This window comes from Aquabacterium sp., assembly GCF_014378415.1.
In the GTDB taxonomy this organism is placed as follows: Bacteria; Pseudomonadota; Gammaproteobacteria; order Burkholderiales; family Burkholderiaceae_C; genus Aquabacterium.
Genome location: NZ_JACMNS010000112.1, coordinates 1 through 23,395 on the forward strand (window position 1 = coordinate 1; position 23,395 = coordinate 23,395).

Consider the following 23,395-nt stretch of genomic DNA (forward strand, 5'->3'; position numbering starts at 1 on the left):
AACGCTGCGCTCTCTGGCGGCAACAACCTGGCCACCGCTCTGTCTTTGAATGCTTGTCCGTATCGAGCCACTGAAATCCTTCATCGCCGCCCGCTCATTGTTGAGTTCTATCGGCACGACAACTATTCTGACGCGGCGGGGCCCTCAGGCCACGGATGATTTCATGGCCGAGCGAAGCAGCCAGCACCAGGAGGCGCGCGAGTCTTGGTGATGCGCCAGTGCTTGCTTGACACCAACATGTGTTCCCCCCGCGGGCACAAGAACCCAGCGACAACAGCCCGGATTGACGACCGCAACAAGTTGGTGCGCCGCAAGTCACTCTGACCGGATATTACCGTCCGCGGTGCTTGGTGCCTGGAAATGCAAACCCCGCCTGTTTCCCTACTTGTTCCCCTAGCAGGAGGCTGAAATACCCACTGCCATCACTGGCTGCGTCGAAGCAAAGCGCCAACTTACTTCAAGGTCGCTACGTCGATCGGGCTAGGCTTTTCACCGCATTGCGTGCGGCGGGACATTTCGGTGTAAGCCCTTTCGAGATCAACACAAAACTTTGCGCAGTCAAATAGCGGAGCTTGCATACGACCATCGATCAATTGCTTGCGAATTGCCGCGAGCTTGGCTGGCGTACTCGCAAGCTCAACCGCCAAATCTTGATAGGCGACTTCACTCGATGCGATGGTTTGTGTGAGTCCTGCAGCACGGAGCAGGCTGGCGGCAACGCGACTAGCGAAGCTCTCCCCCATGCATGTCAAAACTGGCAAGCCCATCCACAAGGCATCGCTCGTTGTTGTGTGAGCGTTGTAAGGCAAGGTGTCCAAGAACAAATCTGCCCGCTGTTGGCGCGCCAAATGCTCGGCCAAACCAATGCGTGGCGCAAAAATGAGGCGCTCAGGATCAACGTCATGCCCGGCAGCGGCATGCTTGAGGTTATGCACAACATCCAAATTGTCTGCCAGTAGCCACAGCACACTGCTCTCAACCCGTTTAAGTATCACCATCCAACTATTAAAAGTGTTCGGATTGATTTTGAAAGACTGGTTGAAGCCGCAAAAAACAAAACCAACCTGAGGCAAACCCAGTTCGGCTCTACTTGGCGCCTCAGTGGGCAAGGGGCGCTTGGAATCATTAACCTGATACGTGTGAGGCATTCTCACGAGCTGTTCCGTGTAGTCGCCTGCATGACCAGGTGGCGTCACGATGTCATCCCCGATCAGGTAGTCCATTGATTGGCTACCGAGCGTGCCGGGGTAGCCGAGATAGCTCACCTGCACTGGTGCAGGCCGATACAAGAACACTTGCGGCCTAGCGTCTTGTGTATAGCCTTTCAGGTCGACCACGATGTCTATCTCGCGCTCACGCAGCATCTGCGCAATACGTTCGTCTGAAAGATGCATCACGTCGTCGAAGCGATGGCAGCAGACCTCAATGCGCGCACGCATGGCGTCCTGGTTCTTCGGTCCTGTGTTAAAGCCATGCAGTTCAAAGCGACCCTTGTCATGGCGCTCGAAGAACTCGGCCATCAGGTAGGCGGTTGGATGCAATCGAAAATCTGCTGAAACATAGGCGATTCGCAACTTGCTGTGACCGTATTGTTCGCCCTTCCACATTGGACTTACATGCGTGTTGTAACGGGTGCGCTCATACGATTGCGCGATCAACAACTGCTCGGCGCGATTGTCGACATGATCGACAAAGGCCAGCGGCTGCCCCGATTTACTCCCCGCCAGAACTTCAGCACGAAATCCTGCGACCAACGCATCGTAATCTTGCCAGTCGCACTGAGCAGCTTGGGCATGCAAACGATAACCATGTATCCCGTCCATGGTCGGCTGAATTGCGTGCAACTGTTTGTAAAGCGCGGCCGCCTCAGGCGTGCGCTTTAACGTGTTCAAGCACTGTGCTTTATTGTGCAATGCATCGAGAAAATCAGGCTTGAGCGCCAATGCCCTGTCAAATGAAGCCAAGGCGGCATCGAATTTTTTGGTCTCCATCAAAGCCATGCCAAGGTTGCTGTGAAAATCAGGCACCCTTGGCTGCAAAGTGGTGAGCTTCTGAAAGCATTTGATGCTTTCGGCCAGTCGATTGCTGCGCCCAAGCAGCACACCCATCAGGTTAATGGTGTTGATATGCCCGGGCTGCCGACGCAAGATGTTTTGACAACGCTTTTCAACTTCGCCCAAGTTGTTTTCCTTGTAGTCGTTCAAGGCTTTTTGATGTTCTGCATCAACATCAAACGGTTGAATGAATTTGCTGGACAACACAGCCTTGGGCTTGGGACGATGAAAGATCGGCATGAGCAATCGTAAATAATGGAGATGCGATGAAGGGTAGGGTTGAAATTTTTTCAGACGCAGTCAAAGCATGATGCATGTGGGCTTGAACGAATCATTGCCCCCGAAGGCTCCGCCTGGTACAGATTTTTCCTGCAAGGCCCTCAGGCCACGGATGATTTCATGGCCAAGCGAAGCAGCCAGCACCAGGATTCGCGCGAGTCTTGGTGATGCGCCAGTGCTTGCTTGACACCAACATGTGTTCCCCACGCGGGCCCAAGAACCCAGCGACAACAGCCCGGATTTACGACCGCAACAAGGTGGTGCGCCGCAAGTCACTCTGACCGGATATTACCGTTCGCGGTGATAAACGCGGTAATTCACTGAGTCGGTGTGAATCCATCGGACACAAAAAAAGCGCCTAAGCGCTTGATTTGATTGATATTTCGAGTGGGGTGGCTGATGGGGCTCGAACCCACGACAACAGGAATCACAATCCTGGACTCTACCAACTGAGCTACAGCCACCACTGGAAAGAACAAGATTATAGCGTCAAAAAACGCAGATCAAGGAGCCAATGCAGTTTTTTGCGCTTCATCCGCTTTAGCGCTTTCTTCCATCAACTTCTTGCCGCCGTTCGTGTACTCAACCTTGTACTTCTGCTTGAGCGAGTTGAAATAGGCGTCGGCCTCGGCCTTGCCCCAGTAACCGGCAAACTGGCCTTCGGTCTCTTGCACTTCCTGAGGCGTGATCTGCAATGGCAGCACTTTGTTGATCTTCAACAAAGCAGAACCTTCGTTGCCAATGTCCACCACCATCCAGGCAGGCAGTTGCTTGTCGGGCACGCGCAATGCGGCGTCAAGCACGGCAGGCGGTTGAGAGAACACCAAGCGACGAGACATCTGCACCGGCGCCGGCAGTTGGGCCTTGTCAGGCGATTGCTTCCACAAGGCCAGCTTCTGGTCAGCATCCTGGCGGGCTGCCTTGAAGGACTCGGCCGCAATCCAACGCTCACGCACCTGGGCTTGCACTTGCTCAAACGCCGGCTTGGCGGCTGGCGTGTACTTCACGATGCGGGCCGAGACCAGCTTGTTGGGGCCCACTTCAATGGCTTCGGTGTTGCGGTTCTTGGCTCGGTTGCTTGAGTCAAAAAGGGCTTCCAGCAAGCGTGGATTGCCCAACAGGCCCTGGTCCTTGGTGCCCGGACTGCGCAAGACATCCGACGCCGTTTGAACGGCCAGCTTCAGGTCGTTGGCCACGGGCTTGAGACTGTCAGGTTGTTCGTAGACCTTGTTGGTGAAGCTTTCAGCGGCTTCCGCGTACTGACGCAGAGCCAGTTGCTTGCGAGCATCGTCTTCGATCTGGGCACGCACGGCCTCAAAAGGTTGGGGTTGACCACCACGCAGACCAGTCACCGTGATGATGTGGTACCCATAGTCGGTCTCGACCACGCCGCTGATTTCACCTTGCTTGAGGCGGAAAGCGGCGTCTTCAAAGGGCTTGGCCATGGCGCCACGGCCAAAGAAATCCAGGTCGCCACCGTTGACGGCAGAGCCGGGATCATCGGAGTTCTTCTTGGCCAGCTCGGCAAACTGCGCGGGGTCTTTCTTGAGCTGGGCCAGCAGTTGCTCAGCCTTGGCCTGGGCGACCTGCTTTTGCGCTGCCGGAGCGCTCTTTTCAGCCTTGATCAGGATGTGGCTGGCGCGGCGCTCTTCAGGCTGGGTGAATCGGGTGATGTTTTCCTGGTACGAGCGGCGCAACTCTTCTTCAGGCACCGAGACGCCTTTCTTGAGGGTGTCCAGATCAAGCACCACGTATTGCACGTCGGCCTTCTCGGGAACCATGAAGTCCTTGGTGTTGGCCGGGCTGTTGTAAAACGCCTTGAGCTGGTCGGCGGTGGGGCTGAGCTGGGCCGCGTAACTCTTGGGCTCGAACTTCATCCATTGCACTTCGCGCACCTGGAACAAGGCATCCACCGCCTCGCGGTTGGAGACGGTCGAGGTCAGGCCTGTGCCGGCCACACCGCCCAGAACCTGGTTCACCGACATGTCCAGGCGCAGGCGCTCGGCAAACTGGGCCGCGGTCATGCCTTGGGCCTGAAGCAGATCCTTGTTCAGCGAGCCATCGGGGTTGCGCAAGAAGGCGTATTGCTGGTCGGTGGCGAACATGCGCACCAGGCGCGAATCAGCGGCCGTCAGGTGCAGGTCGCGGGCTGCCACGCTCAGCACGTATTCGCGCACCAGGGATTCGAGCACTTGCTTCTTGAACTCAGGCTTGTCAAAGGTGCTGGGATCGGCATCGGGTTGCTGGGAACGGACCCGTTCAACCATGCGGCGATGGGCTTGGTCCCAATCGGACTGCGTGATGTCCTTGCCGGCCACCTTGGCCACGATGCCATCCTCGTCCATGAACTTTGAATAGCTCTGCACGCCGACGAGGACAAAGGAAGGCACGATCAGCAACACCAGAAGGCCTTGCATGATGCGGGTGTGCTTGCGAACGAAATCAAACATGAGGGGGCTACGGCCGAAGCCGGGTCACAGGGTTCAGGGAAACCGGATTTCAAACGAGACAAAGGCGAACCGTGGTCCGCCTTTGCATCGCTATCGGTGGTGGGTGCTGACGGGGTCGAACCGCCGACCTACGCCGTGTAAAGGCGCCGCTCTGCCAACTGAGCTAAGCACCCAATAGATTCAGAAAACGTTATTTTAGTTCACCGCGTCTTTGAGGGCTTTGCCCGGACGGAACTTGGGCACTTTGGCCTTCTTGATTTTGATGGCATCGCCGGTGCGTGGATTGCGGCCGGTGCGCGCCGCACGTGTGGAGACCGCAAATGTACCAAAGCCGACCAGCGAGACCGTTCCGCCCTTTTTCAGCGTGGTGCGCACACCGCCAATCAAGGCCTCCAGCGCACGACCAGCAGCAGCTTTGGAAATGTCAGCTTGCTGGGCAATGTGTTCAATCAACTCGGACTTGTTCACAAAAAATCCCTTCTTGAAGGCGTCACAAAACGAGTTCCACAAAACGAACGTACAAACAGCGCTGGGGCGATCTGTGCAGCACCGAAATACCTGCTGCGGATAAATTTAGAAAAATCATTCTATGCCCAATCCCGGCCCGCACTGTCGCCCAGGAGGGCGTGTATGCACGCTTGACATGCAGACCAGATTACGGCTTGTCAGCCGGCCTTGGCCCGGATGGCGGGCAGGGATTTTCGCAGGTAATACACCATCGACCAGATGGTGAGACCGCAGGCGACATAGATCAGCCAAGTGCCCCACACGCGGGTGTGCAGCACGCCGAAAATTTCGCCATCAAAAAGCAGCAAAACAATGGCCGCCATTTGCGCTGCGGTCTTGAATTTGCCCAACATGTGGACAGCCACGCTGCGGGAGGCGCCAATCTGGGCCATCCATTCGCGCAAGGCCGAAATGGCGATCTCTCGGCCAATGATGATGAGCGCCACCAAGGCGTTGACCCGCCCCATTTCAAGCAGGATCAACAACGAGGCGCACACCAGGAACTTATCGGCCACCGGATCAAGGAAAGCACCAAAGGCCGAGGTCTGGTTGAGGCGCCTGGCCAGCCAGCCGTCTGCCCAGTCCGTTAAAGCAACGACGATGAACAGCACGCACGACAGCAGATTGATCTGCGTCATGGGCAATGGCAGGTAAAAGCATCCCACGATCAGCGGAATCGCAAGGATCCGCGCCCAGGTGAGCAAGGTGGGCAGAGTTAAAAACATGTCGCGATTGTGCCGTGAAGACGGCGATCAAAGTTGATCCAAGGTCATGGGTTTGAACTTGTGTTGGTTGTTGAACAGGAACGTCTCATTGAAACGCCAGGGTTTGGGCAGGTGCGACACGTTGCCGAAAGGCGCCGCCCGGCGCATGGATTCCACGGCGATGTTGACGGTTTCGCGGTCCTGACTGGGGTAACGCATGACTTCGACGCGGCGAATGGTGCCGTCGGCGTTGAGCTCAAAGGTCAGCACCGGGATGGCCCTGAGCAGGTCCGGTGGTTTGCCCATGTAGGTGATGTCCGGATTGGCGGCCACCAGGCGGCGGGCGGCCTGCAGCCGGACTTCTTTCCAGTTGCGGGATTGGCTGGGCGCCGACAACACGACCCGGCCGCCCGGCTTGACGGTGCCCGTGACCGCGCCCGGATCGGCGGCCGGCTTGGAGGGTGTTGACGTGGCGCCAGTCGATGAGGCGGCTTCCTGTTTTTTGGACGCGCAACCGGCCAGCCAGGCGGTGCTCCCCATGACGGCCATCAGGCAGCCCATGAACATCAATCTTTTCACGCTGTCAGTGCAAGGCACGGTAGATCTCCTCGGCCAGTTCTCGGGATATGCCGTCGACGGTGGCCAGCTCTTCCATGCTGGCCGAGCCGACGCCACGAACGCCACCAAAGCGTTGCAATAGTTTGGCACGGCGCTTGGGGCCCACACCGGGGATGTCCTCCAGGCGGCTGCCTCCGGTGCGCACACTGGCACGTTTGGCGCGCATTCCGGTGATGGCAAAGCGGTGCGCCTCGTCGCGGATCTGCGCCACCAGCATCAGGGCCGCCGAGGTGGGCGCCAGTTGCAGCTTGGGGCGGCCGTCGGCAAAGACCAGTTCCTCCAGGCCCACCTTGCGGCCCTCGCCTTTTTCAACGCCCACGATGATGGACAGGTCCAGGCCCAAGGTTTCGAACACCTGGCGGGCGATGGACACCTGCCCCTTGCCGCCATCGATCAGCACGACATGGGGGATGTGCTCTGGTTTGGCCGAACCGTAGCGGCGCTCCAGCACCTGCTTCATCGCGGCGTAGTCATCGCCGCCGGTGATGTCCTTGATGTTGTAGCGCCGGTATTGCGAGGACTGCATGCGGTGCTGCTCGTAGACCACGCACGAGGCCTGCGTGGCTTCGCCGGCCGTGTGGCTGATGTCGAAGCATTCAATGCGCAGTTTGGCCAGGGGGTCGCTGCCCTCGCCGCTGCTGTCGCCAGGGTCCAGGGCCAGGTCAAGCGCCTCAACGAGCGCGCGGGTGCGGGCTTGCTGCGAGCCTTCTTCGCTGAGCAGGCGGGCCAGTGCCAGGTCGGCGCCGGTGATGGCCATGTCGAGCCAGGCGCGGCGATCTTCACGGGGCTGGATCAGCGTCTGGATCTTGTGTTCGCAGTGCTCGCTGAGGGCGGCGATCAAGGCCGGGTCCACCGGGTGGCTGAGCACCAACAATGAAGGCACCACGCCCCCCAGGTAGTGCTGGGCCAGGAAGGCTTCGAGCACCCGCACCTCGGTGGCCTGGGCCAGGTCAACGCAGGTGGACTCCTGCTCTTCTTCGGCCAGCACATGGTCTTGCACATGCACCGGGAAATGCGCGCGATCGCCCAGGTGGCGCCCGCCCCGCACCATGGCCAGGTTCACGCAGGCGCGGCCGCCCTGCACTTTCACGGCCAGCACGTCCACGTCCTTGTCGACCGCCGTGTCGACCGACTGCTGGTGCAGCACTTTGGACAAAGCGCTGATCTGGTTGCGGATCTCGGCGGCGTGCTCGTACTCCATGCGCTCGGCGTAATCCATCATCTGCGCTTGCAGACTTTGCATGACCGTTTCCTGCTCGCCGAGCAGGAATTGCTCAGCCTGCAGGACGCTGCGCTGGTAGTCATCACCACTGATGAGATCAACGCAAGGGCCGCTGCAGCGCTTGATCTGGTAGAGCAAGCAAGGGCGCGTGCGGTGCTTGAAAAAGGAATCTTCACAGGTGCGCAACAAGAAGACTTTTTGCAGCAACTGGATGGATTCTTTAACGGCCCAGGCGTTGGGATAAGGGCCAAAGTAACGGTGCTTGCGATCGACCGCGCCACGGTAATAGGCCAGGCGCGGAAAGGCGTGGGACGCGATCTTCAGATAGGGGTAGCTCTTGTCATCGCGGAACAGGATGTTGAAGCGCGGATTGAGCGTTTTGATCAGGTTGTTTTCCAGCAGCAGGGCTTCGGCCTCGCTGCGGACCACCGTGGTTTCCATGCGCACGATGCGCGAGATCATCTGCCCGATGCGCGTGCCGCCATGGGTTTTCTGGAAATAGTTGGAGACCCGCTTTTTCAGGTCGCGGGCCTTGCCCACGTAGAGCACGTCGCCTTTGGCATCAAAGTAGCGGTACACGCCCGGCAGGCCTGGCAGGCCCGCCACTTCCAGCAGCAGGCGGCTCCACACCTGGGCGCGGTCGAGCGACGCCTGTTCAGGCGTGGGCTCGGCTTGAGGTTCGGGCAAAGAGGCTGGATCGGTGTCGACGGGCACAGTCATGGGCGGCATTGTCGCGGACAACTTGGCGCCTTGCCGAGGACACGCCTCACCTTGACGGGCCGGGGGTCTGCACCATGGCGATGACCTGGTCGATCAAGTCATCGGCCTTGTCACCATGGTGGTCCAGTTGGCCATCCAGCACCAGGTGGCTGAGGCCATGCACCAGGCTCCAGGCCAACATGGCGATCACGGTGGTCTGCTGGTCATCAATGGGCACGCCGGTCACGGCAGACACCGCGGTCTGCAAGGTCTGGAACGACGCCTGGCTGGCTTCTGACAACTCCTCGGTGGTGTTACCAGACGTCAGCCGGCTGAACATCAGGCGGAACAAGGCGGGGTTGTCCTGGGCGAACTGAACATAGGCACGCCCGGACTGGCGGAAGCCTTTTTTCAGATCGGGCGATGCCATCGCGGCCTGAATCTGCGCCGCATTGAGGCGGCGAAAACCTTCGGCGGCCAGCGCGGCCAACAGCGCCTCTTTGTTGGCGAAGTGCCGGTAAGCCGCGTTGGCCGACACGCCGACATGGCGGGCGAGTTCGCGCAGGCTTAACTCGCCCTGCTGGCTGCCCTCAAGCAACACCAAACCCTGCTCGACCAAGGTTGAGCGCAAATTGCCGTGGTGGTACGAACTGGGGGTATGGGGCAAAGACTCAGCCATCACATGGGTTTTACCGAATTTATGTTGACATTGTACACATTAGATTCAACAGTGTTGACACTGTACACATCAAGTCATTCGGCAAAGGACGCAAAGCCATGTCTTCACCCTCATTGAAAGAACGCGCGCTCACCTGGTTGAGCCAGCGCATGAAAAATCGCGTGCAGTACTCGGATTCAAACCGATACCTGGAAGGCATCTACGCGCCCGTGTCGGAAGAGCGCACGGAAACCAAACTGACGGTCACGGGCGACCTGCCCCGAGAGCTGAATGGCTTGTACGCACGCATTGGCCCCAACCCCATGCACGTGTCCAACCCCGGGGCCTACCACTGGTTCACCGGTGACGGCATGGTGCATGGCTTGCGCCTGGAGAACGGCCAGGCGGCCTGGTACCGCAACCGCTGGATCGGGAGCGACTCGGTGCGGCGCAACCAGAACCGGCCCAAAGTGCCCGGCCCTCGGCGTGGTGTGGTGGACGCGGTCAACACCAATGTCTTCGGGCACGGCGGCCGCATCTGGGCGGCGGTCGAGGCGGGCGCCCTGCCCGTTGAACTCAATGGCGAGTTGGACGCAGTCAAGCATGGCCTGTTCGACAGCACGGCCTTGCGTGCGTTCACGGCGCACCCTCGGATGGATCCACTCACCGGCGAAGCCCATGCCATCTGCTACGACGCCTTGAAGCCCAATCGCATCAGCTACATCGTGGTCGATGCCCAATGCCAGGTCACCAAGGTGGTCGAAGTGCCGGTCAAGCACGGCCCCATGATCCACGACTGCGCCATCACGCGCAGCCAGGTCATCATCCTGGACCTGCCGGTGACCTTCTCGGTCAAGCAAGTGCTGCAGGGCGCAGGCTTGCCCTATAGCTGGAATGAGCGGCATCAGGCGCGTGTGGGCCTGATGCCCAGAGATGGCAACGCCAAGGATGTTCGCTGGATCCCGGTCGATCCCTGCTATGTCTTTCACACCTGCAATGCCTGCGATCTGGACGATGGCGGCGTGATGCTGGACGTGGTGGCGCATGCCCGCATGTTCGACCGTTCGCGCATCGGTCCCGAAGCCGACGGCACACGCATCACCTTTGAGCGTTGGCACATTGACCCGGCCCGGGGCACCGTGAAGCGCACCGTGGTGTCGGATCAGAACCAGGAGTTTCCACGCTGCAACGAGACCTTGAGCACGCGCCCATACCGCTACGCCTACACCGTGGGCTTCAGCAATGCCGAGCACGCGCGCGGACTGTTTCGCCACGACCTGCACACGGGCAGCACGCTGACCCACGACCATGGCGCCGGACGGTCCACCGGCGAGGCGGTGTTCGTGCCGCGCCAAGGTGGCACGGCCGAAGACGACGGCTGGCTGATGTCCTATGTTCACGACGCCAACACCCAGCGCAGTGACCTGGTCATCGTCAACGCGCAGGACCTGAGTGGGCCGCCGCAGGCCATCGTGCACCTGCCTGTGCGCGTGCCGGCCGGCTTTCATGGCAACTGGATCCCTGACAGGCACTGAGCACATCATTAAAATGGGCGGGTTCATCACCCTCGGGAACCGCCCATCATGTCGCTTGAATTGATTGAAATTGAAACGGGCGACCAGCCCACGGCCAGCATCATCGTGCTGCACGGCCTGGGCGCGGATGGCAATGACTTCGTGCCCGTGGCCGAAGAGCTGAAGCTGGACGCGGTGGGGCCTGTGCGCTTTGTCTTCCCGCACGCCCCCACTCGCCCGGTCACCATCAATGGTGGCCACGTGATGCGGGCCTGGTACGACATCATGGGCGCCGACCTGACGCGCCGTGAAGACGAGCAAGGCCTGCGCGAATCACAGGCCACGGTCGAGGCCTTGATTGCCCGTGAGAAGTCTCGGGGCGTGCCCGCTTCGCGCATCGTGGTGATGGGTTTTTCACAGGGCTGCGCAATGGCGCTGCAAACGGGCTTGCGCCATGAAGAGCGCCTGGCGGGCATCGTCGGACTGTCGGGCTACCTGCCCCTGGCCGCCCAGACCGCCACCGAGCGCCACACCGGCAACCATGATGTGCCCATCTTCATGGCCCATGGCACGCATGACCCGGTCGTGCCCTTCGTCCGCGCCACGGCGTCCCGCGACGCGCTGAAGTCGCTGGGCTACCAGATCGAGTGGCATGAGTACCCCATGCCGCATTCGGTCTGCGCCCCTGAGATCGCCGACCTCAACCGCTGGCTGCTGCGCGTGCTGAAACCCGCCTGAGCGCGCCATGTTGTGGGATGTGTTTTGCCGCGTCATCGACAACTTCGGTGACATCGGCGTGTGCTGGCGCCTGAGTGCTGACCTGGCCGAACGCGGCCACGCGGTGCGCTTGTGGGTGGACGATGCCAGCGCCTTGGGCTGGATGGCGCCTGAGCCGCTCCGGTCACCCAACATCCAGGTGCTTCACTGGGATGCTGAGGTCTTGGCGCCCGGCGACATCGTCATCGAGGCCTTTGGCTGCAACCCGCCAGACGCTTTCGTGGCCCGCATGCAGCGCCCTGCCCCACCGGTGTGGATCAACCTGGAATACCTGAGCGCCGAGAATTGGGTGGAGCGTTGCCATGGCCTGCGATCGCCGGTGATGAGTGGCCCGGGCGCTGGCTTGTCCAAATGGTTTTTCTACCCAGGCTTCACCCAGGCCACGGGCGGGCTGCTGCGCGAAACCGAATTGATGCCCGCGCGCCAGGCCTGGGGGGCCGACCATCGCTGGCATCGGGATCGGTGGTTGTCGTCGGCGCTTGGCATCAACGCACCATCGCCAGACGCGCGGTGGCTGTCCCTGTTTTGCTATGAGCCCGCCCCTGTCGGCGCCTTGCTGGATGCCTTGGTGGCCAATGGCCATCCCACCCAAGTGCTGTTGACCCCAGGCTTTGCCACGGCCTTGGCCCGGCAATGGCAGGCTGCAAAACTGCCGTCCAGCACCGTGACCCTGCACGAACTGCCGCCACTCAGCCAGCGCGAGTTTGACCACCTGCTGTGGGCCTGCGACCTCAATTTTGTGCGCGGCGAAGACTCTGCCGTGCGCGCCCTGTGGGCCGGCCAGCCCCACCTCTGGCACATCTACCCGCAGGACGACGGCGTTCACGCTGGCAAGCTGCAGGCCTTCATGGACCGCTGGATGATCGGCTGGCCAGATGATCTGGCCAGCGACGTGCGCTCTTTGTGGCTAAGCTGGAACGACTTGAAACCTCATGCAGAACGGGATTTTGAGCCTTTGGGCCGCCTCCTGAACGACCCCAGATGGGCATCCAACAGCCGCACTTCCCGGCAAAGATTGGCTGAAATTCCTGATCTCGTGACGCAACTGTGCAGTTTTGCCTTGGATAGGCGTTAAAATCCGAGGCTTTGCTCAAACACGACCCCCTCGGGAATCCACCATGAAAACCGCACAAGAAATCCGCGCTGGCAACGTGATCATGCAGGGCAAGGACCCGATGGTCGTCCTCAGGACCGAATACAGCCGCGGTGGCCGCGGCGCCGCCACGGTTCGCATCAAGATGAAGAGCCTGCTGAACGGCTTCGGTCAAGAAACCGTGTTCAAGGCCGACGACAAAATGGACCAGGTCATCCTCGACAAGAAGGAATGCACCTACTCCTACTTTGCCGACCCCATGTACGCCTTCATGGACGCCGAGTACAACCAGTTCGAGATTGAAACCGAGAACATGGGCGACGCGATCAACTACCTGCAAGACGGCATGGAGGCTGAAGTCGTGTTCTATGACGGCAAAGCCATCTCGGTCGAGCTGCCCACCACCATCGTGCGCGAAATCGAAACCGAACCCGCCGTCAAGGGCGACACCTCAGGCAAGGTCATGAAGCCTGCTCGCGTGGTCGGCACCGGCTTCGAAATCCCCGTGCCCCTGTTCGTGGATTCGGGCGACAAGATCGAAATCGACACCCGCACGCACGAGTACAAGAAGCGCGTTTAAACCGCAGCACTTCACTTGGCTCCTTGAAAGGACACCTCATCGGTGTCCTTTTTTCATGGTGCGTACAGCATCGGCGCGCACGTGCAGGGGGCCAGTCCGTTGTGACTTTCCTTAACGAACCAGGGTGAATCTCGCCATTGGCTGGCCGAGTAGGGACTTTCCGCGTAAATTGGCGCTGGCCGAAGGCCTCAACGTCCACCCCAAAAGCATCAGCAATGCACCCGAAAAAGGACCAGATGGCGGCACAAAAGACGGCAAACCAACCACCATGATCAAAGTCTTCCAAGGCTCCTTGCAGCGCAAGCTTCTGGCGATGATGCTGCTCACCACGCTGGCAGCGTTGATCGTGGCCCTGGGCGCCATGATCACCTACGACCTTCGCGCCTACCACCGCAGCTGGATCGATGACATGACCGCGCAAGCAGAACTGCTGGGCCGAACCACCGCGCCGGCCTTGACGTTTGATGACAACCGCGTGGCCACAGAAAACCTGGGCTTCCTGCGCTTTCAACCCAAGGTTCGAGCCGCCGCCCTCTATGGCCCCGAGGGCCAGCTTTTCGCCACCTACGTTGCCGCTGACGAGAAAAACCCGCTGCCCACGCTGGCACAAAGCGACCGGGTCGAGATCAGCAGATCCGATCTGGTGATTTTCAAGCGCATTGTCGAGAATGAGCAAGTGCTGGGCACGGTCTACTTGAAGGCCGACTACGAACTCTTCGACCGAGTCGTGAACTACGCCGGCATCGCGCTGGGGGTCTCGGCCTTGTCCATGATGGTGGCATTTTTGGTGTCCATCTGGCTGCAGAAAATCGTGATGCGCCCCATCCTGGAGATGGGCAAGACCGCGCGTGAGGTGGTGGCCCAGCGCGACTACTCACGCCGCGTAAAGAAGACCAACGATGACGAGTTGGGTGAATTGGTCGACTCTTTCAACGACATGCTGATCGAGATTGAACGTCGCACGCTGGCGCTGGAAACCTCCAACCGCGAGAAAGTGCGCGAGGTCGATGAACGGCGAACCGCCCAGCACGAAATCATGCGCTTGAACCAGGAGCTGGAGCAACGTGTACAAGAGCGCACCAGGCAACTTGAGACCTCGAACCACGAGTTGGCCCTGGCCACGCAAGCGGCCGAAAGTGCCAACCAGGCCAAGTCCGAGTTCCTGTCCAGCATGAGCCACGAGTTGCGCACGCCGCTGAACGCCATCATCGGCTTTGGGCAGTTGCTGACTTCAGACGTGATGTCGCCCACGGCTGAGCAAAAGAAGGCTTTCACCGAGCACATCCTGCGGGCTGGGCGGCACCTGCTTGAGCTCATCAACGAGATCCTCAACCTGGCGCAGATCGAGTCCGGCCATTTTTCGATGTCCCTGGAGCCCGTGTCATTGCAGGAAATCCTGCAAGACTGCAGAACCATGGTCGAGCCCTTGGGTGATCAGCGCGGCATTCGCACGCTCTTTCCCACAAACTGTGAACTGAGCGTGACGGCCGACCGCACGCGCCTGAAGCAGGTGCTGCTGAACCTGCTGTCCAACGCCATCAAGTACAACCGTGACATGGGGGCCGTGGTGCTGGACTGCAACGCCAACGGCCAGGACCGCATCCGCATCTCCGTGCAAGACACCGGCATGGGCTTGAGCGAAGAGCAGTTGAAGATGCTCTTTCAGCCCTTCAACCGCCTTGGGCAAGAAGCTGGCGCGCAGGAAGGCACCGGCATCGGCCTGGTGGTAACCAAGCACCTGGTCGAGTCGATGGGCGGCACCATCGGGGTCACCAGCACGGTGGGCATGGGCAGCATTTTCTGGATTGTGCTCAATGCCACCGAGTCCATGGCCGCCATCAGCCATGCCGATGTGCTCACGGCCATGGCGCCCAAGTGCATTGAGCCCGACCAGCGCAGAACTTACACCGTGCTGTACGTGGAAGACAACCCGGAAAGCCTGAAGCTGGTGGAGCAGATTCTGAGCACCCGCCCCGACATCCGGCTGCTGTCGGCCCACGATGGCCGAATGGGTGTGGAACTGGCCCGCGCCCACCTGCCCGACCTGATCCTGATGGACAACAACCTGCCCGGGCTGGATGGGGCCTCGGCACAAGCCATCTTGCGCAAAGACCCCAAGACCGAGCACATCCCGGTCATCGCCCTGACCGCCAACGCCATGCCCCGCGCCATCCACCAAGGCCTGGCTTCGGGGTTCTTCAGGTACATCACCAAGCCCATCGACATCAAGGAATTGTTGGAGGCGACCAATGCCGGGCTGGAGTCCACCAAGGCCATGCAAGCCGATCAATAGACCGACAGATGCCACAGCAGCCCATCCTGTATTCGTTTCGCCGCTGCCCTTACGCCATCCGCGCCCGCCTTGCCCTGAAATGCGCCCAGGTCCCGCTGGAGCTGCGCGAAGTGGCGCTGCGCCACAAGCCCGAGGCCATGCTTGCGATCTCGCCCAAAGGCACGGTGCCGGTGCTACAACTGCCAGGTGGTCAGATCATTGATGAAAGCCTGGACATCATGAACTGGGCCTTGCAGCAAGCCGACCCACAAGGTTGCTTGCCCCGGAGTGATGACCACCAAGCGACACACGATTTGATCGCGCGCAACGACGGCCCCTTCAAGGTGCTGCTGGACTGCTACAAATACCCCGAGCGGCATCCTGGGCACACGCGCGCCAACTACCGAAATCAGGCCATTGAGCTGTGCATCCATGACCTGAACCAACGGTTGATTCAAGCGCCCTGCTTGCTGGGCGACAAGCTGTCCCTGGCCGACATGGCCATCGTGCCCTTCATCCGCCAGTTCGCCCAAGTGGACGCCGACTGGTTTGCCGGTGCGCCATTTCCCGCATTGCGGATTTGGCTGAATCAGTGGGTCGAATCGCCCTTGTTCCATGCGGTGATGGCCAAGCATCCCGTCTGGCAGGCGGGTGATGGGCCGATTCATCTCATTGCCAAGCTTGGGGTCTCTGCGGCACAGCCCAAGCGCCCCGCGACTCAAGCAGCAGACTCTTCACCATGATTCCTTTTTCCATCCTTGATCTGTCCCCCATCGTCGAAGGCAGCGACGCCGCCCAGTCTTTTCGAAACACGGTGGACCTGGCCCAACATGGTGAGCGCTGGGGCTATCAACGCTTCTGGCTGGCCGAGCACCATGGCATGCCCGGCATTGCCAGCGCCGCCACCGCTGTCCTGATTGGGCACGTGGCCGGGGCCACCTCAACCATCCGTGTCGGCGCCGGCGGCATCATGTTGCCCAACCATTCGCCGCTGGTCATCGCCGAGCAATTTGGCACCCTGGCCTCGTTGTACCCCGGCCGCATCGACTTGGGCCTGGGCCGGGCGCCAGGATCAGACCAAGCCACCGCCCGCGCCTTGCGCCGCAACCTGGGCTCCGACGCCGACGAGTTCCCGCAAGACGTGGTCGAACTGATGGACTATTTGTCGTCCGCGCCCAAGCAAACGGTGCTCGCCGTGCCTGGCATGGGCCTGACCGTGCCAGTGTGGATATTGGGCTCCAGCCTGTTCGGCGCGCAACTGGCCGCAATGTTGGGCCTGCCTTACGCATTCGCCTCTCACTTTGCGCCTGCCCAGATGTTGCAGGCCGTGGCCATGTACCGGGCCAACTTCAAGCCCTCGGCGCAGTTGAGCAAGCCGCACGTCATGCTGGGCTTCAACGTGTTCGCGGCCGACACTGATGAAGAAGGCGCCCTCCTGACCACCTCCATGCAGCAGGCCTTCGTCAACCTGCGCAGCGGCCACCCGTCGCGCCTGCAGCCCCCGATGGCCGGTTACGCCGACCGCCTCGACCCCACGGCCCGCGCGATGCTGGACCAGGTGCTGTCATGCACAGCGATCGGCTCGCCCGACACAGTGCGTGCAGCGATGCGCAACTTCATCGAGCGCACCGGCGCTGACGAGCTGATGATCACGTCTCAGATGTTTGACCACGCTGCCCGGCTGCGGTCCTATGAAATCGTGGCGGAAATCCGGGGCGTGAAGGCGGTTTGAACTTATCCACGCCAATCCCCAGCATTTCCCCCGGCTGTCCCCAGAGTTGTCCACAGGCAGACGACGGCACCGCCCGTATCATCTCCCCCCATGTCTGCTGTATTCCCCATTCCCTTTTCCGCCTCGGGCACTTCGGCTTCGCTGAGCTCCGACGAAGTCTCTCGCCTGCGGGTGCCGCCCCACTCCATCGAGGCCGAACAAAGCGTGTTGGGGGGCCTGCTGCTGGACAACAGCGCCTGGGACCGGGCCGCCGACCTGCTGTCCGAAGACGATTTTTACCGCCATGAGCATCAACTGATCTTCAAGGCCATCCACCAGATGATCAACGCGTCCAAGCCGGCCGACGTGATCACGGTGTACGAGAACCTGCAGAACCTGGGCAAGTCCACAGACATTGGCGGCATCGCCTACCTCAACGCCCTGGCGCAGAGCGTGCCCAGCGCGGCCAACATGCGCCGCTACGCTGAGATCGTTCGCGAGCGCGCCGTGCTGCGCAAACTGGTCACCGCCAGCGACGAGATCGCCAGCGCGGCCTTCAGTCCACAAGGCAAGGCTGTGTCGGCCATCCTGGATGAAGCCGAATCCAAGATCCTGAAGATTGGTGAAGAGGGCAACCGCAACAAGCAGGGCTTCCATTCGATGGACAAGCTGGTGGTCAGCTTGCTCGACCGCGTGCAGGAATTGGCCGACAACGGCGCCGAAGACGTGACCGGCGTGCGCACCGGCTATGTCGAGATGGACAGCATGACGGCCGGGTTGCAAAAGGGCGACCTGATCGTGCTGGCGGCGCGCCCCTCGATGGGTAAAACGGCGTTTGCCTTGAACATTGGTGAGAACGTCGCGGTGAACGAAGGCTTGCCTGTGGCCGTGTTCTCGATGGAAATGGGCGCCTCGCAATTGGCATTGCGGATGGTCGGCTCCATTGGCCGCATCAACCAGCAAAACCTGCGCACCGGTCGCCTGAGCGATGACGAATGGGGCCGCCTGAGCGAAACGGTCGACAAACTCAAGACCGCCAATGTGTTCATCGACGAGACCGCCGCCCTGACATCCAGCGAACTGCGCTCACGCGCGCGACGCCTGGCACGCCAGTTCGGCGGCACCCTCGGCCTGATCATCGTTGACTACCTGCAACTGATGAGCGGCTCCAGCGGCAACGAAGAAAACCGCGCCACGGTGATCGGCGAAATCTCGCGGGGCTTGAAGGCCTTGGCCAAGGAACTGCAATGCCCGGTGATCGCGCTGTCGCAGTTGAACCGAAGCGTTGAAACCCGCCCCGACAAGCGCCCCATGATGTCCGACTTGCGCGAATCCGGCGCCATTGAGCAAGATGCCGACGTCATCATGTTCATCTACCGCGACGAGTACTACAACAAAGAATCGAAAGAGCCCGGCGTGGCCGAGATCATCATCGGCAAGCAGCGTAACGGGCCCGTGGGCACCGTCAAGCTGGCCTTCGTGAAATCCAACACCCGGTTCGAAAACCTGGCGCCGGGCAGCTACAGCAACAGCAGCGAATACTGATCAGCGAAACAGCCCCTTGAGCTGATCCTTCAGTTGCTTTTCAAGAGACCCGGCGGGCTTGGCGGGCGCACTCGCGCCTGACGCGACCGGGGCCAGACCCAACCTGGCCTTGAGCTCGTCTTCCAGCCTGGACTTCACCGTGTTCTGCAAGGTCCCCACGGCGACCTGCGACCACGCGATCTGCCAGTCGGGTGCGTCAAACGGCCCCTTCAGCTTGACCGGCACCGTGACGCCACTCAAGGCATCGGCACCCACACCACCCTGCCCCTTGATCGTGCCCGTGACGGTCGCGCTGACGGTGTAATCCAACTGGCGCGCGACCAGGTTGATGTCACCCCGCCCGCCCAAGCGCAGGAACGGGCTCTTGGCCACCAGGTCGTCGTTGCGGGCCACGCCGTTCGTGATCTTGAAGGTGCCCGTCAGCTCGGTGAAATCGGTCTTCTCCGATTGCGATGCACGCTGGACGGCATCGCCTTGCCCAGACAACTGCGCTTTGAATTCACGCAATGACTTGGCCAGGTTGATGCCACGCACCGCGCCATCGCGCAATTGCAGGGCCGCCGAGCCATTGAGCCCGGCCACCAGTTGAGACAACTTGCTGCCGGCGGTTTGCACATTGAGCTTGACCTGGCCAGTGCCTTCCAACACGTCTTTCTGGGCCACGTCTTTGAGCATGGCCAGGATGTTGATGCCCTCAGCCTGCGCTTGAAGGGCCAGGCGCTGCGGCGCGGCATCGGCCGAACCACTGGCGACCACGCGCCCGCCCCAGGCTTTCGCTGACAAGCTGGACAGGTTCAGGTGCCCCTTGTCCAGGGTCGCGTTCAATTCGGCGTCGGCCAACTTGTATTGGCGGTAGACCAGCGTGCCCGCACTGAACTTGAACTGGCCATCGATGGCTTTCAAGGCACTCAAATCGACGGGCGCATCAGGTGCGCCACCGGCGGGCGCGGCAGGGGCCGAAGCCGACGCCGATCCGCCAGCCGGCACTGGCATCAAACGGTTCAAATCCAAGGCGGTGAAGCGGGCACTGGCCTGCACCTGCGGCACGCCCGTGCCCAGCTTCGCTGTGCCATCCGACAAGAAGGGATTGGCATTGACCTGCCCCTTCAAGGCCCATTGCGCGGCACCGCCCGGCGACATGGCCGCCCGGCCATCCATTTGAATCACCAAGGGCTGCAGCGAGGGCTCCTGGATGCGGGCCTGCAGGTGCAAAGCCTCCAGGGCCCCGGCGGCCTGTGCCGGTTGCGCCGACACATTGGCGGACAACTGCCCCACCACATCCCGCTGACCACCTTGCCCGGCCATGCTCACCTTGAAATCAACCTTCAGGCCCGGCACCTTGATCGCCGAGAAACCGCCCGTGGGTGATTGGCTGGCGAACTGCGCCTCCACCGCCATTGGCCCGGCCAGCTTGAACTGCCCCTGCAGCGGGCTGCCCTTGAGCTGATCGCCCTTGACATCCAGCTCGGACCAATCCAGTTTGAAGCTCAAGGCGTGCCCGTCCTGCTGGCCTGTCAAGGCCACGGCCAGCTGGCTCACGGCCATCAACTGCTGAGCAGGATCGTAGGCAAAGGCATCGACGCTGACCCGGCTCTTGTCCAGCACCAGGGCTGGCTTGCCCAGCTGGCCACCGACCTGCCCCGACACCTCGGCCACCAGCGCACGGGCCTGGAGCGAGGCATGCTCGCCATCCCACGCCACCGCGCCTTCCAACCCGGCCTGCAAGGCCCGCACGCCCGGCACATCGCCTTGCAAGGACAGCTTGATCTGATCAACATCGGCCGAACCGGTGGCCAGCCTGGGCGTGAGGCGGAACGTGCCCTTCAGAGCACCTTTGGCGGCCTGCGGCTGGCTCAGATCGAACGCGACGTCCAACTTGAAGTCCGAGGGCACGCCATCGGACAAGCGACCACTGCTCAGGCTGTTCACCGTCAAAGCGCCGGTCAGGCCGGTCTTGACATCCTGCACCTTGGCTTGCACCTGCTCCAGCTGGATGCCCGCCACATCAAACTGCAAGGGATCGGACGGCGCTCCGGGCGGCTGCGCTTGTTCGTCCTTTTTCAGCAGATCATCAATGTTGGCACGGCCTTGGGCATCGCGCCACAGGCTCAGCCGCACGCCTTTTGCGCTGACCTGATCAATCACGAGTTGCCGCTTGAGCAAGGGCATCACATTGACCGACAACTCCAGCTCGTCCACGGCCAGGAACTCTTCGGCACGCTGGTGTTCGCTCAGGCTGACCTTGGCCAGCTTGAGCCGCAATTTGGGGAAGACCTTCAACACCATGGGCGCCCCAATCACCAGGGTGCGCTGCTGCTTGGTCTGCACCCAATCGACCAGCAAGCCTTTGTAGCGGTTGGGATCAAAGGTGGCCAGCAGGTAGGCGGTCAGGCCCGCCAGGCTCAATACCACCACGCCAAATGCGAGGGCCAGACGACGCATCCAAAGTTGCATCAACGACGGCTCAGTCGCGGTCGCCGCCCACAAAGCCGAGGATGCTCAGCAGCGACTGGAACACGTTGTACACGTCCAGGTAGATCGCCAGGGTGGCCGAGACGTAGTTGGTCTCGCCGCCATCAATGATGCGCTTGAGGTCGTACAGCATGAAGGCGGAGAAGATCACCACCGACATGGCCGCCACCGTCAGCATCAACGCGGGCAATTGCAGCCAAATGTTGGCCACACCGGCCAGCAACAGCACGATCACACCCATGAACAGCCATTTGCCCATGCTGGAGATGTCGCGCTTCATGGTGCTGGCCAAGGTGGCCATGCCCACGAACACCAGAGCGGTGCCGCCAAAAGCGAACGAGATCAGTTGCACGCCATTGGAAAAGCCCAGCACCGCGCCAATCAGGCGCGACAGCATCAGGCCCATGAAGAAGGTGAAGCCCAGCAGCAGCAAAACGCCCACGCCAGAATCCTTGAACTTCTCAATGCCATAGAAGAAGCCGAAAGCAATCGCCATGAAGGCGACAAAGCCGATCATGGGATTGGCCGCGAACAGGCTGAAGTTCATGGCCACGCCCAACCAGGCGCCCAGCACCGTCGGGATCATCGACAAGGCCAGCAAGGCGTAGGTGTTGCGCAGCACGCGCTGGCGCTCGGCGCCGAAGGCACCGCTGTAGGCCACGTCCAGGGGTTTCAATGATTGGTCCATGCTTCCTCCAAAAAATCCGGTCTCGTTCAGAGACCACGCTTTGATTCTAAATCTCCGCCGCCGGACGGGTCCAAAACCCAAATAACCCGACCTTGCTCAAGGTCAAATGCCGACTGAACGACGGCGCAATGACTCGTAAAAGCAAACGGCAGCGGCAGCGGCCACATTGAGGGACTCCTCACCGCCCGGCTGAGGAATCGACACCGTGTGGGCGCACAGCGCCATGACTTCCGCCCCCACGCCCTGCCCTTCATGCCCCAGAACCCAGGCGCAAGGCTCGGGCAAAGGTGCGCGGGGCAGCTCATGGTCCGCGTGGGAGCTGGTGGCCACCATGGGCACCAACAAACCCGCCAGGTGCTCAGGCAAGGCCTGTTCCACCAGGTGCAAGGCAAAGTGGGCGCCCATGCCGGCCCGCAGCACCTTGGGCGACCACAAGGCGGCCGTCCCCTTCATGGCAACCACCTGAGACACGCCCAAGGCCGAAGCGCTGCGCAAGATGCTGCCCACATTGCCGGCGTCTTGCACGCGGTCCAGCACCACCGTGGGCACCCCCGCACGCACTTCCGACGTGGCCTGGCCGTCGCCCAACAAGGGCGTTTGCACCAGGAAACCCAAGCGCGCCGGTGACTCCAGCCCAGTGAAAACTTTCCAGATCGACTCAGGCAGCACCATCACCTTGTCGGCCTGGCGCGCCAGCGTTGTCAGCTTGTAGGCCAGCGGATCACCACCATTGCCCAGGCCATGCTCGCCCAGCCAGGCGGTGTCGGCAACCACCGCCACAGCGGCCTTCTTGCCACGGGCCAGGTAGGCGGAGCACAGGTGATCCCCCTCCAGCCACACTTCACCCAGCTTGCGGTAAGCGGCCGGATCCTGCGCCAGCTTGCGCAGACGCTGCACCAAAGGGTTGTCACGCGAAGTGATCAGCTGCACGTTGGCGGGCATCATGGCTCAGACCTGGCCGTCAAATCGAGCACCGCCCTGACCGGGGCAAAGCTGCGGCGATGTGCATCAATGGCGCCATGCTCACGCAAGGCGGCCAGGTGGTCCGCCGTGGGATAGCCCTTGTGCTGGTCAAAACCATACTGCGGATGCGCTTCATGGAGTTGCAGGCACAGGCGATCGCGGTAAACCTTGGCCAGGATGGAAGCCGCTGAAATGGCCTGCACCTTGTCATCGCCTTTGACGATGGCCTCGGCGGGCACCTTGAGCACGGGAATGCGGTTGCCATCGACCAGCACCAAGCCAGGCTTGAGGCGCAGGCCTTCCACGGCGCGCTTCATGGCCAGCATCGTGGCATGCAGGATGTTGAGCTGGTCGATCTCTTCAACGCTGGCTTCGGCAATGCAGCAGCACAGCGCCTTGGCCCGGATCTCGTCAAACAAACGCTCGCGCTGGCGGGCCGTGAGCTTCTTGGAGTCAGCCAGGCCTTTGATCGGTTGCTGGTCGTCCAGGATGACGGCGGCGGCCACGACAGGCCCGGCCAGGGGGCCGCGGCCGGCTTCATCCACACCGGCCATCAGGGTGGGCACTTGCCACTGCAGGCCCAATTGTT

19 protein-coding genes and 2 tRNA genes are annotated in these 23,395 nt (G+C 61.2%); 8 read left to right on the forward strand and 13 right to left on the reverse strand.

Annotation, left to right across the window (positions count from 1 at the left end; translation table 11 throughout):
* Window positions 1-452 precede the first annotated feature (452 nt).
* From H7225_RS10110 to H7225_RS10150, 9 genes are all read right to left on the reverse strand, one after another.
* A complete protein-coding gene (locus tag H7225_RS10110) occupies window positions 453-2,294 on the reverse strand; it encodes a tetratricopeptide repeat protein (protein ID WP_290661424.1) in 1,842 nt (613 codons plus the stop codon).
* Between the two features lie 427 nt (window positions 2,295-2,721).
* Window positions 2,722-2,797, reverse strand: a tRNA-His gene (locus tag H7225_RS10115).
* 39 nt (window positions 2,798-2,836) lie between these two features.
* Window positions 2,837-4,783: a SurA N-terminal domain-containing protein gene (locus tag H7225_RS10120; RefSeq protein WP_290661426.1), complete on the reverse strand. Its 1,947-nt coding sequence runs from the start codon at window positions 4,781-4,783 to the stop codon at window positions 2,837-2,839.
* A 97-nt stretch (window positions 4,784-4,880) separates the two neighbouring features.
* Window positions 4,881-4,956, reverse strand: a tRNA-Val gene (locus H7225_RS10125).
* Between the two features lie 22 nt (window positions 4,957-4,978).
* Window positions 4,979-5,251, reverse strand: coding sequence for an HU family DNA-binding protein (locus H7225_RS10130; RefSeq protein WP_290661428.1), 273 nt, complete (start codon window positions 5,249-5,251; stop codon window positions 4,979-4,981).
* A gap of 197 nt (window positions 5,252-5,448) precedes the next feature.
* Window positions 5,449-6,015, reverse strand: a complete 567-nt coding sequence (gene pgsA / locus H7225_RS10135) for a CDP-diacylglycerol--glycerol-3-phosphate 3-phosphatidyltransferase (RefSeq protein WP_290661430.1) — start codon at window positions 6,013-6,015, stop codon at window positions 5,449-5,451.
* Window positions 6,016-6,042: 27 nt separating this feature from the next.
* Window positions 6,043-6,591: a hypothetical protein gene (locus tag H7225_RS10140; RefSeq protein ID WP_290661432.1), complete on the reverse strand. Its 549-nt coding sequence runs from the start codon at window positions 6,589-6,591 to the stop codon at window positions 6,043-6,045.
* Window positions 6,578-8,554, reverse strand: coding sequence for an excinuclease ABC subunit UvrC (gene uvrC, locus H7225_RS10145; protein ID WP_290661434.1), 1,977 nt, complete (start codon window positions 8,552-8,554; stop codon window positions 6,578-6,580). The genes H7225_RS10140 and uvrC overlap by 14 nt, the downstream gene beginning before the upstream one ends.
* A gap of 46 nt (window positions 8,555-8,600) precedes the next feature.
* Window positions 8,601-9,212: a TetR/AcrR family transcriptional regulator gene (locus H7225_RS10150; protein WP_290661436.1), complete on the reverse strand. Its 612-nt coding sequence runs from the start codon at window positions 9,210-9,212 to the stop codon at window positions 8,601-8,603.
* 98 nt (window positions 9,213-9,310) lie between these two features.
* Between H7225_RS10150 and H7225_RS10155 the strand changes: the two genes are divergently transcribed.
* From H7225_RS10155 to dnaB, 8 genes are all read left to right on the forward strand, one after another.
* Window positions 9,311-10,726 (forward strand): carotenoid oxygenase family protein, encoded by a 1,416-nt coding sequence (locus H7225_RS10155; RefSeq protein ID WP_290661438.1) that lies wholly within the window; start codon window positions 9,311-9,313, stop codon window positions 10,724-10,726.
* A 48-nt stretch (window positions 10,727-10,774) separates the two neighbouring features.
* Entirely contained in the window at window positions 10,775-11,443 is a 669-nt protein-coding gene (locus tag H7225_RS10160) for a dienelactone hydrolase family protein (RefSeq protein WP_290661440.1), read from the forward strand.
* Between the two features lie 7 nt (window positions 11,444-11,450).
* Window positions 11,451-12,557, forward strand: a complete 1,107-nt coding sequence (gene earP / locus H7225_RS10165) for an elongation factor P maturation arginine rhamnosyltransferase EarP (protein WP_290661442.1) — start codon at window positions 11,451-11,453, stop codon at window positions 12,555-12,557.
* A 43-nt stretch (window positions 12,558-12,600) separates the two neighbouring features.
* A complete protein-coding gene (gene efp, locus H7225_RS10170) occupies window positions 12,601-13,155 on the forward strand; it encodes an elongation factor P (protein WP_290661444.1) in 555 nt (184 codons plus the stop codon).
* Window positions 13,156-13,423: 268 nt separating this feature from the next.
* Window positions 13,424-15,448 (forward strand): ATP-binding protein, encoded by a 2,025-nt coding sequence (locus tag H7225_RS10175; RefSeq protein WP_290661446.1) that lies wholly within the window; start codon window positions 13,424-13,426, stop codon window positions 15,446-15,448.
* 8 nt (window positions 15,449-15,456) lie between these two features.
* Complete coding sequence (locus H7225_RS10180; protein WP_290661448.1) at window positions 15,457-16,170, forward strand: glutathione S-transferase; 714 nt, start codon at window positions 15,457-15,459, stop codon at window positions 16,168-16,170.
* On the forward strand, window positions 16,167-17,159 hold the full coding sequence (locus tag H7225_RS10185; protein WP_290661450.1) for an LLM class flavin-dependent oxidoreductase: 993 nt from the start codon (window positions 16,167-16,169) through the stop codon (window positions 17,157-17,159). Before H7225_RS10180 ends, H7225_RS10185 begins: the two co-directional genes overlap by 4 nt.
* A 90-nt stretch (window positions 17,160-17,249) precedes the next feature.
* Window positions 17,250-18,683, forward strand: a complete 1,434-nt coding sequence (gene dnaB, locus H7225_RS10190) for a replicative DNA helicase (protein ID WP_290661452.1) — start codon at window positions 17,250-17,252, stop codon at window positions 18,681-18,683.
* On the opposite strand, the gene H7225_RS10195 is transcribed toward dnaB, so the two are convergent.
* The 4 genes from H7225_RS10195 to rnhB all read right to left on the reverse strand — a co-directional run bounded on the left by H7225_RS10195 (window position 18,684) and on the right by rnhB (window position 23,360).
* Window positions 18,684-21,125 carry an AsmA family protein gene (locus H7225_RS10195; protein WP_290661454.1) on the reverse strand — a complete coding sequence of 814 codons (2,442 nt, stop codon included), beginning with the start codon at window positions 21,123-21,125 and terminating at the stop codon, window positions 18,684-18,686.
* Window positions 21,126-21,147: 22 nt separating this feature from the next.
* Complete coding sequence (locus tag H7225_RS10200; RefSeq protein WP_290661456.1) at window positions 21,148-21,843, reverse strand: Bax inhibitor-1/YccA family protein; 696 nt, start codon at window positions 21,841-21,843, stop codon at window positions 21,148-21,150.
* A 102-nt stretch (window positions 21,844-21,945) separates the two neighbouring features.
* Window positions 21,946-22,785, reverse strand: coding sequence for an RNA methyltransferase (locus tag H7225_RS10205; RefSeq protein ID WP_290661570.1), 840 nt, complete (start codon window positions 22,783-22,785; stop codon window positions 21,946-21,948).
* Window positions 22,785-23,360: a ribonuclease HII gene (gene rnhB, locus H7225_RS10210; RefSeq protein WP_290661572.1), complete on the reverse strand. Its 576-nt coding sequence runs from the start codon at window positions 23,358-23,360 to the stop codon at window positions 22,785-22,787. Before rnhB ends, H7225_RS10205 begins: the two co-directional genes overlap by 1 nt.
* Window positions 23,361-23,395 lie beyond the last annotated feature (35 nt).